The organism is Streptomyces sp. NPDC100445, from assembly GCF_044759735.1.
GTDB lineage: Bacteria > Actinomycetota > Actinomycetes > Streptomycetales > Streptomycetaceae > Streptomyces.
Genome location: NZ_JBIVZV010000006.1, coordinates 392023 through 407182, shown reverse-complemented (window position 1 = coordinate 407182; position 15160 = coordinate 392023). Strand labels below are relative to the sequence as shown.

Below are 15160 nucleotides of genomic sequence, written 5' to 3'. Positions count from 1 at the left end.
CATACCTTCTGAGCCAAGGACCGTGATCGACGTGAAGGTCGGCATCCCCCGCGAGGTCAAGAACAACGAGTTCCGGGTGGCCATCACCCCCGCCGGCGTGCACGAGCTGGTGCGCAACGGCCACCAGGTCGTCATCGAGCGGGGCGCCGGCCTCGGCTCCTCGATCACGGACGAGGAGTACGTCTCCGCCGGTGCCGCGATCCTCGACACCGCCGACGAGGTGTGGGCCGCCGCCGACCTGCTGCTCAAGGTGAAGGAGCCGATCGCGGAGGAGTACCACCGCCTCCGCAAGGACCAGACCCTCTTCACCTACCTGCACCTGGCCGCCTCCAAGGAGTGCACGGACGCGCTGCTGGAGTCCGGCACCACGGCCATCGCCTACGAGACCGTCGAGCTGCCGGGCCGCGGCCTGCCGCTGCTCGCCCCGATGTCCGAGGTCGCGGGCCGCCTGGCCCCGCAGGTCGGCGCCTACCACCTGATGCGCGCGGCCGGCGGCCGCGGCGTGCTCCCCGGCGGCGTCCCCGGCGTGACCCCGGCCAAGGCCGTCGTCATCGGCGGCGGTGTCTCCGGCTGGAACGCCACCCAGATCGCCGTCGGCATGGGCTTCGACGTGACCCTGCTCGACCGCGACATCAACAAGCTGCGCGAGGCCGACCGGATCTTCGGCACGAAGGTCAAGGCGATCATGTCCAACTCCTTCGAGCTGGAGAAGGCCGTCCTCGACGCCGACCTGGTCATCGGCGCGGTCCTCATCCCGGGCGCCAAGGCCCCGAAGCTGGTCACCAACGAGCTGGTCTCCCGGATGAAGCCCGGAAGTGTTCTTGTCGACATCGCGATCGACCAGGGCGGCTGCTTCGAGGACTCCCGTCCCACCACGCACGCCGAGCCGACCTTCCGCGTCCACAACTCGGTCTTCTACTGCGTGGCCAACATGCCGGGCGCGGTGCCGAACACCTCCACCAACGCGCTCACCAACGCCACGCTGCCGTACATCGTCTCGCTCGCCAACAACGGCTGGGTGGAGGCGCTGCGCCGTGACGCCGCGCTCGCCAAGGGCCTCAACACCCATGACGGCAAGGTCGTGTACAAGGAGGTCGCCGAGGCCCACGGCCTGGACCACGTCGACCCGGCCACGCTGCTGGGCTGACCTCTCCCGGCCAGGTGGGGCACCAAGTCACCACCAGGCAAAAGGCGATTCGTCAACACGACCCGTCAACCGCACGCGCCCGGCCGGACCTTGCCCGACAAGGTCCGGCCGGATGTGTGTATGGTCACTTTGCGGCTCTCGGTCAACTCGCCTCGAACGTAACCCTTGGACCGATTCGCACACCCGTGAAACCTGCCGTGCGACGGCCGTGAGCCCTTGACAGAGGGATGTTTCATTGCCGACACATCCTGCCGGGTCCGGCGGATTGTGTTGCTGCGGACCGCCGACACGCCATAGAGTCGCCAACCGTCGGCATGGTGCCACGCTGACCTTGTCTAGAAGTTTCCTGGTCACCAAGGAGGTAAGACGACTTGTGAATGAGTCGACATTTTCTCCCGGGGGTGGTCAACCAGGAATGCCGGTACGGGGCCAGGACCCCACGGGATTCGAGGCTGTCGGCTCCGTAGCTGTGCGCACCTTCGCAGCCCACCAGAGTCCGGATCCGCCCGCGGACCGGACAGCACACCAGAGCATGGATGGCCATCACGTGAACGCCATGGCCGGCGACGGAAGTGGCGCGCCCCACAACCAACTCGCCGACTACGACGACCTGCCCGAGGGGCACTTCTACGACCCCGACGCCGAGTACGAGCCCGATCCGGAGTACGCGGCCACGCTCGCGCCCGACGCTGCCCGCCAGCGCCGTGAGCGCGTCGGCCCCACCGGCCGTCCGCTGCCGTACTTCCCGATCCCGGGCCCGCTGACCGACCACGGCCCCGCGAAGATCATCGCGATGTGCAACCAGAAGGGCGGCGTCGGCAAGACCACGTCGACCATCAACCTGGGTGCCGCGCTCGCGGAGTACGGCCGGCGCGTGCTGCTCGTGGACTTCGACCCGCAGGGCGCGCTGTCGGTCGGTCTCGGCGTCAACCCGATGGAGCTGGACCTCACCGTCTACAACCTGCTCATGGAGCGGGGCATGTCCGCGGACGAGGTCCTGCTGAAGACGGCGGTCCCCAACATGGACCTGCTGCCCAGCAACATCGACCTGTCGGCCGCCGAGGTCCAGCTGGTCTCCGAGGTCGCGCGCGAGTCGACGCTCCAGCGGGCCCTGAAGCCGCTGCTGCCCGACTACGACTACATCGTGATCGACTGTCAGCCCTCGCTCGGCCTGCTGACCGTCAACGCGCTGACCGCCGCGCACAAGGTGATCGTGCCGCTCGAGTGCGAGTTCTTCGCCCTGCGCGGTGTGGCCCTGCTGACCGAGACCATCGAGAAGGTCCAGGAGCGGCTCAACCCCGAGCTGGAACTCGACGGCATCCTCGCCACGATGTACGACTCGAGGACCGTGCACAGCCGTGAGGTGCTCGCCCGGGTCGTCGAGGCGTTCGACGACCACGTCTACCACACGGTCATCGGGCGCACGGTCCGCTTCCCGGAGACCACGGTCGCCGGTGAGCCGATCACCACGTACGCCTCCAACTCCGTCGGTGCCGCCGCCTACCGCCAGCTCGCCAGGGAGGTGCTCGCCCGGTGTCACGCCGAGTGAGTCTGCCCGGGGCCGACGAACTGTTCCGCACCACCGGGGGGACGGCGCTCCAGCCGTCCGGCCCCCGGCGCGGGGGTAACGGTGAGGCCCGGGTGCCGGCTCCCGCGGGGGAGAGCGACGAGACGGCCGCCGAGGACGGGCCGCAGTCGGTGCCCGTCCAGGGCGGTGACGGAGAGGGCGCGGAGCACGCGGCGGCCGAGGCCGAGTCGGCCGGGGCCGGCGAGTCCCGCACCCGGCCGGCCCGTCGGCAGGACGGCGTGGAAGGCGCCGATCCCGCCGGGCAGCCTCGCAAGCGCGGACGGGCCGCGGCCCGGCGGCCCAGTGGGCGCGAGCGGCACGACGAGAAGATCACCGTGTACGTCTCGGCCGAGGAACTGATGGACCTGGAGCACGCCCGGCTGGTGTTGCGCGGCGAGCACGGGCTCGCGGTGGACCGCGGGCGGATCGTCCGCGAGGCGGTCGCCGTGGTCCTGGCCGACCTGGAGTCCCGCGGGGACGCGAGCATCCTCGTACGACGGCTGCGCGGGCGGTAGCGGTAGCCTGCGGGGGCCATGACCTCGCACGCAGCCCCCACCCCCGGCGCATCCGCCGGCCGCCGGCGTGCGCTGGGGCGGGGCCCGGCCCCCGACACCACCACGCCGGCCGCCCCCGCACCACCCCACCCGCCCGAGGACTCCACCGAGCCCGCGACGCCCGTCTCCCGCGAGTCGGCGGGCTCCGCCGGGGACCGGGGGCCTGCCGAGCCCGCACCGCCCCACGACCCCGCCGAGTCAGTGGCGCCCGGCCGGTCGACCATGCCCCCCGCCTCCCGTCAGTCGGCGGGCTCCGCCGGGGACCGGGGGCCTGTCGAGTCCGCACTGCCCCAGGGCGCCCGCGACCTCCCCGCGCCCCACGAGGCCGCTGACCCCACCGGGCCCCCCGCGCCGCAGCCGCGGCAGCCCGCCGCGCCTCACGTGCCCGCCGAGTCCAGCGAGGCGGGCAGGCACGCCGAGTCCACCGACGCGCACGGACGTGCCGCGTCTCACGTGCCGATCACGCGCCACGAACCCGCTGAGCCCCCCGAGCCGGCTGCTGCCAGTCGGTCTGCCCGGTCCTCCGTGCCGCAGGGACCGTCCGGGTTCCACGAGCCCGCTGACCGCCCCGCGCCGCAGGTTCCTTCCGCGTCTGTCGAACCCACCGTCCCCGCCGCACCGTCCGCGCCGCGAGAGTCGCACCGGCCCTCCGGGTCGCGCGAGCCCGCCGAGCAGGGGGCGCCCCTGGAGCCGGCGGAGGTCTCCGCGGCCCGGGAATCCGACGGGCCCGCCGAGGCGGCACCGGCGCAGACGCGAGGTGCCCGGGACGACGCCGACGGGGTTTTCAGGGTTCGGCTCGTCAACTTCGAGGGGCCGTTCGATCTGCTTCTCCAGTTGATCTCCCGGCACCGGCTGGACGTGACCGAGGTGGCCCTCTCCCGGGTGACGGACGAGTTCATGGCCCACATCCGGGCCATGGGGCCGGACTGGGACCTGGACCGCACGACCGAGTTCCTGGTCGTGGCCGCCACGCTGCTCGACCTGAAGGCGGCCCGGCTGCTGCCCGTCGCCGAGGTGGAGGACGAGGGGGACCTGGCGCTGCTGGAGGCGCGGGACCTGCTGTTCGCGCGGCTGCTCCAGTACCGCGCCTACAAGCAGATCGCCGGCATCCTGGACCGGCGCCTCGACGACGAGGCCCGGCGCCACCCCCGTACCGTCGGCCTGGAACCGCGGTACGCCGAGCTGCTGCCCGAGGTCGTCATCGGCCTCGGGGCAGAGGGGATGGCCAGGCTGGCGGTCCGCGCCATGCGTCCCAGGCCCCGGCCGCAGGTCTACGTCGACCACATCCACGCCCCGCTGGTCAGCGTGCGGGAGCAGGCCGGGATCGTGGTGGCGCGGCTGCGGGAACTGGGCGAGGCGGACTTCCGGACGCTGGTCGAGGACACCGACGACACCCTCACGGTGGTGGCCCGGTTCCTGGCCCTGCTGGAGCTGTACCGGGAGAAGGCCGTCGCCCTGGACCAGGAGGCCGCGCTCGGGCCGCTGGTCGTGCGCTGGACCGGTGAGGCGGAGACGCTGCCGGTGGTCACCGACGAGTTCGACCGGCCGCCGGAGCGGCCCGAGGAGAAGGCATGAGCGAGGAGACAGCGGAACCGGCGGAGGCCCGGGACGTCGCCGGTCTCGACCTGAGACCCGCCCTGGAGGCGGTGCTCATGGTCGTGGACGAGCCCGCGACCGAGGAGCACCTGGCGAGGCTCCTGGAGCGGCCGAAGCGAGTGATCGCGGACACCCTGCGGGAGCTGGCCGACGAGTACACCGCGCAGGGCCGCGGCTTCGAGCTGCGGTTCGTCGCCGGCGGCTGGCGTTTCTACACCCGCGCAGCCTACGCGCCCGCCGTCGAACGGCTGGTCCTGGACGGCCGGACCGCCCGGCTCACGCAGGCCGCGCTGGAGACCCTGGCGGTCGTCGCCTACCGCCAGCCGGTCAGCCGCAGCCGCGTCTCCGCGGTGCGCGGAGTGAACTGCGACGGCGTGATGCGCACCCTCCTCCAGCGCGGTCTGGTCGAGGAGGCGGGCGCGGAACCCGAAACAGGTGCGATCCTGTACAGGACGACGAACTACTTCCTGGAGCGGACGGGCCTGCGCGGCCTGGACGAACTTCCGGAACTCGCGCCCTTCCTCCCGGAGGCGGAGGCGATCGAGGCCGAGACCCAGGAGGGAGTCCCGTCGTTCGACCCGGACGCGCCCGACGCGCCCGGCGCAGACGACGCAGACGACTAAGACGGAACTTTGATGCGAAGCAGCGGCAGCGGCAAGAGCGGTGGCGGACGCGGGAACTACCGCGGGGCCGGCAACAACAGGGACGACAAGCAGGGGCAGGGCCGGCCCCGCAAGCCCCGCCCCGAGGAGCGCCGCTACGACGTGGGCCCCGGGGCCACCAAGGACGGCCCCAAGGCGGGCCGGGGCGGCGCCGCGCGCGGGGGCAGCAAGGGCGGCCCGAAGCGGCCCCAGCAGGGCGGCCGTACGGCCCCGGCGCGCTCGCGCGAGTACGAGACGCGGGTGGAGGAGCGCAACCGGGAGCGGTACGCCGGGAAGCCCGACATCAAGCTGCCCAAGACCTTCCCGGGCGCGGAGCAGGAGGGCGAGCGCCTCCAGAAGGTGCTCGCGCGCGCGGGCTACGGCTCCCGGCGCGCCTGCGAGGAGCTGATCGAGCAGTCCCGGGTCGAGGTGAACGGCGAGATCGTCACCGAGCAGGGCCGCCGGGTGGACCCGGAGCGGGACGAGGTCAAGGTCGACGGCTTGACGGTCGCGACGCAGTCGTACCAGTTCTTCTCGCTCAACAAGCCCGCCGGTGTCGTCTCCACCATGGAGGACCCGGAGGGCCGCCAGTGCCTCGGCGACTACGTCACCAACCGTGAGACGCGGCTCTTCCACGTCGGCCGGCTGGACACCGAGACCGAGGGCGTCATCCTGCTCACCAACCACGGCGAGCTGGCGCACCGCCTCACCCACCCGAAGTACGGCGTGAAGAAGACCTACCTCGCGGCGATCGTCGGTCCGATCCCGCGCGACCTGGGCAAGCAGCTGAAGGACGGCATCCAGCTGGAGGACGGCTACGCCCGCGCGGACCACTTCCGGGTGGTCGAGCAGACCGGCAAGAACTACCTGGTCGAGGTGACGCTGCACGAGGGCCGCAAGCACATCGTGCGGCGCATGCTCGCCGAGGCCGGCTTCCCGGTCGAGAAGCTGGTGCGCACGGCCTTCGGCCCGATCACCCTCGGCGACCAGAAGTCGGGGTGGCTGCGCCGCCTGTCGAACACCGAGGTCGGCATGCTCATGCAGGAAGTCGACCTCTAGAGCGCCTTGCCGCGATCACCGTCCCCCTTTATTGTCACAGTGACGATAAAGGGGATGGTGACCGCGTGAACCGTGTGCCCGAACGAGCCGCGACCGGAGCACTCCTGGGCCTGGCCCTCGGGGACGCCCTCGGCTACCCGACCGAGTTCAGGACGGTGCCGGAGATCATCGCCGGGTCCGGGCCCTGGCGGACGCTGGAGCCGCCGCGCCCGGCCCTGGTCTCCGACGACACCCAGATGACCCTCGCCCTCGGCCGTGCGCTCCGGACGGCCACGGCGCGGGGAGACCTCACCCCGGACGGGCTGGAACGGCCGCTGCGCGCGGAGTTCGTGGCCTGGTACCGGTCGCCGGAGAACGACCGCGCCCCCGGCGCCACCTGCCTGCGGGCGTGCGCCCTGCTGACGGAGGCCGGCCGGCCGTGGCAGGACGCCAGTCAGGTCGGCTCCAAGGGCTGCGGCGCCGACATGCGCGTCGCCCCCGTCGGCCTCGCCCCGGGCCTGAGCGCCGAACAGCGCGCCGGAGCCGCCCAGTTGCAGGCCGCGCTGACCCACGGTCACCCCACCGCGCTGGCCGCCTCCGACCTCACCGCCCACGCCGTCCACCTGCTCGCGCGGGGCACCGCCCCGGCCGAACTGGTCGGCGCCCTGCGCGCGTACGCCCTGGCCCACCGCACCCGCTACCACCACGACTGGCTCGGCGACCTGTGGACCCGCGCCGGGGACGCGGACCCCGAGCGGTTCATCGCGCGCGGCTGGGACGAGTGCCTGGCCGTCCTCGACCGGCTCCGGGACGCCGTACGGACCGTCTCGCCCGAGACCGACCCCTGCCTGGCCACCGGGGAGGGGTGGATCGCCGAGGAGGCCCTCGCCACCGGGCTGCTGTGCTTCCTGCTCTTCCCCGACGAGCCCGTCACCGCCCTGCGCCGGGCCGCCTGCACCGCCGGCGACTCCGACTCCATCGCCTGTCTCACCGGCGCCTTCGCGGGCGCCCGGCTGGGCGCCGACGCCTGGCCCGCGCGGTGGACCGACCGCATCGAGCACCGGGACGAGCTGACGGCCCTGGGCGCGCTCTGGGACGCCTAGGCCCTCTCGTCCGGATCATGCCGGGCTCGCCCGATCCGAACGAAGGACCCTAGGGTCTCTCCTCCGGCTCCGCCCGGAGGGCCGACTCCCGGCGCACCCGGTGCAGGAAGGCGGCCACGCGCGCCCGGTCCGGCTCCGGCGGCAGCGGGCTGCCGGGCAGGGCCGCCTCGGCCTGGGCCGCCAGCCGGACCATCCGCCGCTCGACCTCCGCCCACGGCACCTCGCCCCGCCTCACCGCGAGCAGCGCCTCCCGCCGGTCGCCGGCGCCGATCCGCAGCTCACCGGTGCGCAGCAGGTCACCGACGCTCGTCAGCAGCCGCAGCAGGTGCATCGCGTGCTTCCAGCGCGGGGCACCCGTGGTGCGGAGGTCGGCGTCGAGCTTCCTGCGCTGGCCGAGGGCGTACCCGGTGAACGTGTCGTACACCCGGCGGGACAGGAAGGCCCCGCGCAGGGACAGCAGTTCGCGGCCGGTGTCGTCGACGTGCTCCACCAGCGGGGAGTGCAGGCACTCCAGGATGTTCGGGTTGCCGCGCAGCGCCAGCTCGCAGAACCGCTCCAGCTCCCAGGAGAACCGCTCCTCGCCCGGCCCCTCCACATGCGTCGGCGGCTTGTCGAACCGCCAGAACAGCGGGGTGGGGGCGAGGAACACGCCCCGCCGGTCGGTGTCGCTGGCGTCCGTGGCCAGGCCGAAGGCGCGGGAGCCCATGACACAGGCGTAGACGGTGTGGTGGCGTACGAGGTCCTCCGGCTGCATCCCCGGAGCCTACGCGGGCCCCTCAGGCCAGCTGGATCGACTGCCCCCGCACGGTGATCGTCTTCGCGGGCAGCGGCCGGGTCGCGGGGCCGTGGGCCACCGAGCCGTCGTCCACGTGGAACCTGCTGCCGTGGCAGGGGCAGTCGATGGTGCCGTCGGCGACCTGGTTGACCGTGCAGCCCTCGTGCGTGCAGATCGCCGAGAAGGCCCGGAACTCACCCTTCGACGGCTGGGTGACCACGATCTTCCGGTCGGCGAACACCTTGCCGCCGCCGACCGGGATGTCGGCGGTCCGGGCCAGTTCCGCACCGCCGGCCGACGCGGAGGCCGACGGGGAGTGCGCCGGGGAGCCGCTGCCGGCGCCGCTGGGCGAGGCGGACGACGAGGAGCCGCCGCTATCGCCACCGCCGCCGCATCCCACGCACCCGAGGGCGAGCGCCCCCACGCTTGTCGCCAGAACCGTGCGCCGGGTCGAGGGCTGGGTCATGTCACGCCTCCGTGATACGTGGAAAACGGTGGATACCGGTACGTCCGCATCGTCTCAGTGACCGGGCGGCGCACGCCCGCCCCGCGCGGGCTGACTACGCTGGACGGACCAAGGATCAGGACACGCATGTCAGCGAGGAGCAGCACCGTGGCGGTACGAGCGGTCCGGGGGGCCGTCCAGCTGGAGCGCGACGAGGCCGGGCACATGGCGGAACGGGTCGGGGACCTGCTGACCGCCGTCCTGGAACGGAACGGGCTCACCGCCGACGACCTGATCAGCGTCTGGTTCACCGCCACCCCGGACCTGCACAGCGACTTCCCGGCCGCCGCCGCCCGCGGGCTCGGCCTCGTGGACGTGCCGCTGATCTGCGCCCAGGAACTGGACGTGGAGGGCGCCATGCCCCGCGTGGTGCGGGTCCTCGCCCACGTCGAGTCGGACACGCCCCGCACCGGCATCTCCCACGTCTACCTCGGCGCCGCGGCCGGCCTGCGCAAGGACATCGCCCAGTGAGAACCGCACTCGTCATCGGCACCGGCCTCATCGGCACCTCCGCCGCCCTCGCCCTCGTCCGGCGCGGTGTCACCGTCCACCTCGCCGACCACGACCCCGACCAGGCCCGTACGGCCGCCGCGCTGGGCGCCGGCACCGACGAGGCGCCCGAGGGACCGGTCGACGTGGCCGTCGTCGCCGCCCCGCCCGCCCACGTGGCCCGGGTGCTCGCCGACGCCATGCGCCGGGGCGTGGCCCGCGGCTACCTGGACGTCGCCAGCGTCAAGGGCGGCCCCCGCCGCGAGCTGGAGGCGGCGGGCCTGGACCTCACCGCCTACCTCGGCACCCACCCCATGTCCGGGCGGGAGAAGTCCGGCCCGCTGGCGGCGACCGCCGACCTCTTCGAGGGCCGGCCCTGGGTGCTCACCCCGACCCGGGACACCGACACCGAGGTGCTGAACCTCGCCCTGGAGCTGGTCTCGTTCTGCCGGGCCGTCCCCGTCGTCATGGACGCCGACGCCCACGACCGGGCCGTCGCCCTCGTCTCCCACATGCCCCACCTGGTGTCCAGCATGGTCGCCGCGCGCCTGGAGCACGCCGAGGAGGCCGCCGTACGGCTGTGCGGGCAGGGCATCCGGGACGTGACCCGGATCGCCGCCTCCGATCCGCGCATGTGGATCGACATCCTCTCCGCCAACCCCGGACCGGTCGCCGACCTGCTCTCCGACGTCGCCGCCGACCTCGGCGACACCGTCCGGGCGCTGCGCGCCCTGGAGTCCGGCGACGACGACGAGCGGCGCTCGGGCGGCGCCGGTATCGAGGACGTGCTGCGCCGCGGGAACGCCGGCCAGGTGCGGGTGCCCGGCAAGCACGGCACCGCGCCCCGCGCGTACGAGACCGTCGTCGTCCTCATCGACGACCAGCCCGGCCAGCTGGCGCGGATCTTCGCCGACGCCGGGCAGGCCGGGGTCAACGTCGAGGACGTGCGCATCGAGCACGCGACGGGCCAGCAGGCCGGCCTGGTCCAGCTCGTGGTCGAGCCGAGGGCCGCCGCGACGCTGAAGGAGGCGCTGCGCGAGCGGGGCTGGGCCCTGCGGCAGTGAAGCCCGGTGAGGGCGCCCGCCGCGAGCCAGTAACCTTGTGCGGGGCGCCCTCGCGTCCCGCCCCCCTGCCCACCACCCTTCACCAGGAAGGTGCCCTCCCGTGGAAAACGGCGCCGCCCCGACTCCCAAGCCCGTGATCGTCGCGATCGACGGTCCGTCCGGCACGGGCAAGTCGAGCACGTCGAAGGCCGTGGCCGCGCAGCTCGGCCTGAGCTACCTGGACACCGGCGCCCAGTACCGGGCGATCACCTGGTGGATGGTGAACAACGGCATCGACCTGGCGGACCCCACCGCCGTCGCCGCCGTAGCCGGCAAGCCGGAGATCGTCTCCGGCACCGACCCCGAGCACCCCACCATCACCGTCGACGGCGTCGACGTGGCCGGCCCGATCCGCACCCAGGAGGTCACCTCCGAGGTCAGCGCGGTCAGCGCGGTGCCCGAGGTGCGCGCCCGGATCACCGAGCTCCAGCGCTCGCTGGCCGCCGCCGCGGAGCACGGCATAGTGGTCGAGGGCCGCGACATCGGGACGACCGTCCTGCCGGACGCCGACCTGAAGATCTTCCTCACCGCCTCCCCGGAGGCCCGTGCGGCCCGCCGCAGCGGTGAGCTGCGCAACGCCGACGTCCAGGCCACCCGCGAGGCCCTGATCAAGCGGGACGCGGCCGACTCCAGTCGCAAGACCTCGCCGCTCGCCAAGGCGGACGACGCGGTCGAGGTGGACACCACCGAGCTGAGCCTCGCCCAGGTCGTCGAGTGCGTCGTCACCCTGGTCGAGGAGAAGCGGGCCGGGAAGTGAGCCGTCCGCCGGTACCCTCGGAGCGCGGCGCCGAGATCGGGCGGCGCATCGGCGTCGGCCTGATGTACGGGCTGTTCCGGCCGCGGGTGCTCGGCGCCTGGAAGGTGCCCGCGACCGGTCCGGTGATCTTCGCGGTGAACCACTCCCACAACGTCGACGGCCCCATGGTCATGGGCGTGGCGCCCCGGCCGACGCACTTCCTGATCAAGAAGGAGGCGTTCATCGGCCCGCTGGACCCCTTCCTGACCGGCATCGGCCAGCTGAAGGTGGACCGTGACACCGCCGACCGCACGGCGATCACCCGGGCGCTCGGTGTGCTGGCGGCCGGGGGAGTGCTGGGCATCTTCCCGGAGGGCACGCGGGGCGAGGGCGACTTCGCCGCGCTGCGCGCCGGGCTCGCCTACTTCGCGGTCCGCGGCCGGGCACCGATCGTGCCCGTCGCCGTACTGGGCAGCTCCGACCGGCGCGGACGCCTGGTCAAGGCGCTGCCGCCGCTGCGCTCGCGGGTCGACGTCGTCTTCGGCGACCCGTTCGACGCGGGCGACGGCTCCGGACGGTCGACGCGCGCCGCGCTCGACGAGGCGACCGGGCGCATCCGCGAGCGGCTCACCGCTCACCTGGAAAACGCCAGGCGCCTGACCGGGCGCTAGGCGACACTTGAGTAGTGGATCAGCCCACGGAGGGCCGGCCCACCGATCACCACGAATGAACGACGAGGTACGGACTTCATGAACGACGACATCCAGCCCGACGGCTCGGCCGCGCACGAGTACGAGCACGGGGCTCTCGGCGACGCCGAGTACGCGGAGTTCATGCAGCTCGCCGCGGAAGAGGGCTTCGACGTCGAGGACGTCGAGGGCGCCATCGAGGCGGCGGGCCACGGCCCGCTGCCCGTGCTCGCCGTCGTCGGCCGCCCCAATGTCGGCAAGTCGACCCTGGTGAACCGGATCATCGGCCGCCGCGAGGCGGTCGTCGAGGACAAGCCGGGCGTCACCCGCGACCGGGTCACCTACGAGGCCGAGTGGGCCGGCCGCCGCTTCAAGGTCGTCGACACCGGCGGCTGGGAGCAGGACGTCCTCGGCATCGACGCCTCCGTGGCCGCCCAGGCCGAGTACGCGATCGAGGCGGCCGACGCGGTCGTCTTCGTCGTCGACGCCAAGGTCGGCGCGACCGACACCGACCAGGCGGTCGTCCGGCTGCTGCGCAAGGCGGGCAAGCCGGTCGTGCTGTGCGCCAACAAGGTCGACGGCCCGAGCGGCGAGGCGGACGCCACCTACCTGTGGTCGCTCGGCCTCGGCGAGCCGCACCCCGTCTCCGCCCTGCACGGCCGCGGCACCGGCGACATGCTGGACGCGGTCCTGGAGGCGCTGCCGGAGGCGCCCGAGCAGACCTTCGGCACGGCCGTCGGCGGCCCCCGCCGCATCGCGCTCATCGGCCGCCCGAACGTCGGCAAGTCCTCGCTGCTGAACAAGGTGGCCGGCGAGGAGCGCGTCGTCGTCAACGAGCTGGCGGGCACCACCCGCGACCCGGTCGACGAGCTGATCCAGCTGGGCGGCGTCACGTGGAAGTTCGTCGACACGGCGGGCATCCGCAAGCGGGTCCACCTCCAGCAGGGCGCCGACTACTACGCCTCGCTGCGCACGGCGGCCGCCGTGGAGAAGGCCGAGGTCGCGGTCATCCTGATCGACGCCTCCGAGAACATCTCGGTCCAGGACCAGCGCATCGTCACCATGGCCGTCGAGGCGGGACGCGCGGTCGTCCTGGCCTTCAACAAGTGGGACACCCTGGACGAGGAGCGCCGCTACTACCTGGAGCGGGAGATCGAGACGGAGCTGGCCCAGGTCGCCTGGGCGCCCCGGGTCAACGTCTCGGCCCGCACCGGCCGGCACATGGAGAGGCTGGTCCCGGCGATCGAGACGGCGCTCGCGGGCTGGGAGACGCGCGTCCCCACGGGCCGCCTGAACGCCTTCCTCGGTGAGCTGGTCTCGGCCCACCCGCACCCCGTCCGGGGCGGCAAGCAGCCGCGCATCCTCTTCGGCACCCAGGCCGGCACCAAGCCGCCGCGGTTCGTGCTCTTCGCCTCGGGCTTCATCGAGGCGGGCTACCGGCGCTTCATCGAGCGCCGCCTGCGCGAGGAGTTCGGCTTCGAGGGCACCCCGATCCACCTGTCGGTGCGGGTGCGCGAGAAGCGCGGCGCGAAGAAGAAGTGACGGCGGTACGACGAGAAGGGCGCCCCCTGGCTCTCCGGGGGGCGCCCTTCGCCGTTCGCGCGTCCGTCACGCGCCCCGGCGGGGCCCCGGCGGCAGGGCGGCCTGCGCGTAGTGCGTGCCGGTGTCCTGCTGCCGGCCGAGCGTACCGACCCGCTGCCACTGCGACTGCGACTGCTGCCGAGCGCTGTAGGCCCCCGCGCTGTAGGCGCTGTAGGAACTGCTGAACGACCCGGCCCGGTGGCCGCCGTACCCGTCCGTGCCGTCCGGGAAGTCGCCGAACGCGCTGAACCTCAGCCCCTCCTCGCCACTGCGGTCCCCCGGCAGGGTGCGGAAGGCCTTGACCCACTCCGCGTACAGCGAGTCGTAGATCGGCGTGGCCGACTGGCCGCCGGACGGTTCGTGGCCCGTCCGGGCGGACGGCACGGAGGAGAAGGGCCGGCGGGAGGGAGTGTCGTATGCGTGCACGTATGTCCAAACGACCGGACGCGCAAAGGGATGCGGCCGGTGCGGTCCTGCGGCGGCCCGTGGCTCAGGTGCCCGCGAGCGGGAGCGCGGCGCCGACCAGCCTGCCGTGGGCGGCGGCCCTGTCCAGCGCGCCGCGCAGCAGGTCCTCCCGGGGCTGGCGCCCGATCGATCCCACGGGCGCCGCGAACAGCAGCACCTGCTGGTGCTTGTTGGCGGCGGCCCGCCAGCTGTCGGTCACCTGGAGCGGCTGGTGCGCCTGCCACCAGGCCACCGGCTGGCCCCCGTTGGCCGACGGCTGGAGCACCGCGTGCAGCTGGCCCACCGCCAGCAGGACGGACCAGCCGTGCAGCACCGGCGGGACGGACGTCAGCGCGGTCACGGGCAGGAAGCCCTGTTCGACGAGGAGCGGCAGGAAGTCGTCACCGGTCCCGTCGGAGCCCGGGCGGGCGATCGCGGAGGTCGGCTCGACGACGAGCGCGGGGTGCAACTCCCCGTCGACCAGCACCAGTCCGCTGGTCACGCCGAGCACTGCCTGCTCCGGGACGGCCGCGTGCGGCGTGCCGGCCGCGACGGCATCGGCGCCGGCCATCTCGCCGGCGGCGCCGATGGAGCGGACGGCCCCCAGCAGCTGTTCCTCGGTGACCTGGACGACCTGCGAGGGCAGACAGCCGGCGTGGGCGAAGGCGAGGACGGCGGTCTCGTCGCCGACGAACAGGACGGTGCTGGTGCGCTCCTGCTCGGAGTCGCCGGGGGTGCGGCAGGACGTGCAGTCGTAACTGCCCGGGGCGTTCTCTCCGGCGAGCAGCCGGTCGGCTTCTTCGTCGCCGATCTCGGCGCGTACGGCGTCACTGACGTCGAGCATGCGCGGCACGGGTGGCTCCCTCGGAATGCGGTGCTGGGTCGGCCGGGTGGCTCCCGGCCGATGAGCCCCGGGGTTCCGGGCTCATGAAGAAGACAACGGGCGTCCTGTGGTGGGGGTCACGCCCCGGAGGGCACCGGTTCCGACCGGCTGCCGCACCTGGTGACTCTCGGTATATGGGTGATAGCGGTGTGTAAATATTCTGCGGAGTTGGTAGGTGTGTGCGGGTGAGGTGAGTCACAAGCCTCCCGGGCGAGTGGTCGACTCGTCCGGACATAACGGGATGAGGTGGGTGTCCGGAATTCGCCGCTACCGCTGGTAAGGGCCAACTGGCCTGGTGCGACGGTGACT

General features: G+C 73.2%; 16 protein-coding genes. 12 read left to right on the top strand and 4 right to left on the bottom strand.

Features of this window, described 5'->3' with window-relative positions; genetic code table 11:
* The first annotated feature begins 22 nt into the window (after positions 1-22).
* The 7 genes from ald to ACIQVT_RS18125 all read left to right on the top strand — a co-directional run bounded on the left by ald (position 23) and on the right by ACIQVT_RS18125 (position 7646).
* Positions 23-1147 carry an alanine dehydrogenase gene (ald, locus tag ACIQVT_RS18155; protein WP_403754022.1) on the top strand — a complete coding sequence of 375 codons (1125 nt, stop codon included), beginning with the start codon at positions 23-25 and terminating at the stop codon, positions 1145-1147.
* Positions 1148-1562: 415 nt separating this feature from the next.
* On the top strand, positions 1563-2696 hold the full coding sequence (locus tag ACIQVT_RS18150) for a ParA family protein (protein ID WP_403754018.1): 1134 nt from the start codon (positions 1563-1565) through the stop codon (positions 2694-2696).
* Positions 2681-3229: a hypothetical protein gene (locus tag ACIQVT_RS18145; protein ID WP_403754014.1), complete on the top strand. Its 549-nt coding sequence runs from the start codon at positions 2681-2683 to the stop codon at positions 3227-3229. Before ACIQVT_RS18150 ends, ACIQVT_RS18145 begins: the two co-directional genes overlap by 16 nt.
* Positions 3230-3727: 498 nt before the next feature.
* Positions 3728-4843: a segregation/condensation protein A gene (locus ACIQVT_RS18140; RefSeq protein WP_403754114.1), complete on the top strand. Its 1116-nt coding sequence runs from the start codon at positions 3728-3730 to the stop codon at positions 4841-4843.
* On the top strand, positions 4840-5487 hold the full coding sequence (gene scpB / locus ACIQVT_RS18135) for an SMC-Scp complex subunit ScpB (RefSeq protein WP_403754011.1): 648 nt from the start codon (positions 4840-4842) through the stop codon (positions 5485-5487). The genes ACIQVT_RS18140 and scpB overlap by 4 nt, the downstream gene beginning before the upstream one ends.
* Positions 5488-5499: 12 nt before the next feature.
* Positions 5500-6564, top strand: a complete 1065-nt coding sequence (locus ACIQVT_RS18130) for a pseudouridine synthase (protein WP_403754008.1) — start codon at positions 5500-5502, stop codon at positions 6562-6564.
* 74 nt (positions 6565-6638) lie between these two features.
* Positions 6639-7646, top strand: a complete 1008-nt coding sequence (locus tag ACIQVT_RS18125) for an ADP-ribosylglycohydrolase family protein (protein ID WP_403754111.1) — start codon at positions 6639-6641, stop codon at positions 7644-7646.
* Positions 7647-7695: 49 nt separating this feature from the next.
* Here the strand turns inward: ACIQVT_RS18125 and ACIQVT_RS18120 are convergent, their stop codons facing one another.
* Positions 7696-8400 carry a DNA polymerase beta superfamily protein gene (locus ACIQVT_RS18120; RefSeq protein ID WP_403754003.1) on the bottom strand — a complete coding sequence of 235 codons (705 nt, stop codon included), beginning with the start codon at positions 8398-8400 and terminating at the stop codon, positions 7696-7698.
* A gap of 22 nt (positions 8401-8422) precedes the next feature.
* Positions 8423-8887, bottom strand: a complete 465-nt coding sequence (locus tag ACIQVT_RS18115; protein WP_403753999.1) for a Rieske (2Fe-2S) protein — start codon at positions 8885-8887, stop codon at positions 8423-8425.
* A gap of 147 nt (positions 8888-9034) precedes the next feature.
* Here ACIQVT_RS18115 and aroH point away from each other — a divergent pair, with 147 nt between their 5' ends.
* From aroH to der, 5 genes are all read left to right on the top strand, one after another.
* Entirely contained in the window at positions 9035-9397 is a 363-nt protein-coding gene (gene aroH / locus ACIQVT_RS18110) for a chorismate mutase (protein ID WP_403754108.1), read from the top strand.
* The gene (locus ACIQVT_RS18105) at positions 9394-10479 is read left to right on the top strand and encodes a prephenate dehydrogenase (RefSeq protein ID WP_403753996.1); all 1086 of its coding nucleotides are present in this window, start codon (positions 9394-9396) and stop codon (positions 10477-10479) included. The genes aroH and ACIQVT_RS18105 overlap by 4 nt, the downstream gene beginning before the upstream one ends.
* A gap of 100 nt (positions 10480-10579) precedes the next feature.
* Entirely contained in the window at positions 10580-11275 is a 696-nt protein-coding gene (gene cmk / locus ACIQVT_RS18100) for a (d)CMP kinase (protein ID WP_403753993.1), read from the top strand.
* A 62-nt stretch (positions 11276-11337) separates the two neighbouring features.
* Positions 11338-11925 carry a lysophospholipid acyltransferase family protein gene (locus ACIQVT_RS18095; RefSeq protein ID WP_403754105.1) on the top strand — a complete coding sequence of 196 codons (588 nt, stop codon included), beginning with the start codon at positions 11338-11340 and terminating at the stop codon, positions 11923-11925.
* Between the two features lie 78 nt (positions 11926-12003).
* Entirely contained in the window at positions 12004-13485 is a 1482-nt protein-coding gene (gene der / locus ACIQVT_RS18090) for a ribosome biogenesis GTPase Der (RefSeq protein ID WP_403753990.1), read from the top strand.
* Between the two features lie 66 nt (positions 13486-13551).
* On the opposite strand, the gene ACIQVT_RS18085 is transcribed toward der, so the two are convergent.
* Both ACIQVT_RS18085 and ACIQVT_RS18080 read right to left on the bottom strand, forming a co-directional pair.
* Positions 13552-13950, bottom strand: coding sequence for a hypothetical protein (locus ACIQVT_RS18085; protein WP_403753987.1), 399 nt, complete (start codon positions 13948-13950; stop codon positions 13552-13554).
* 64 nt (positions 13951-14014) lie between these two features.
* Positions 14015-14821: a hypothetical protein gene (locus ACIQVT_RS18080; RefSeq protein ID WP_403753984.1), complete on the bottom strand. Its 807-nt coding sequence runs from the start codon at positions 14819-14821 to the stop codon at positions 14015-14017.
* Positions 14822-15160: the final 339 nt, after the last annotated feature.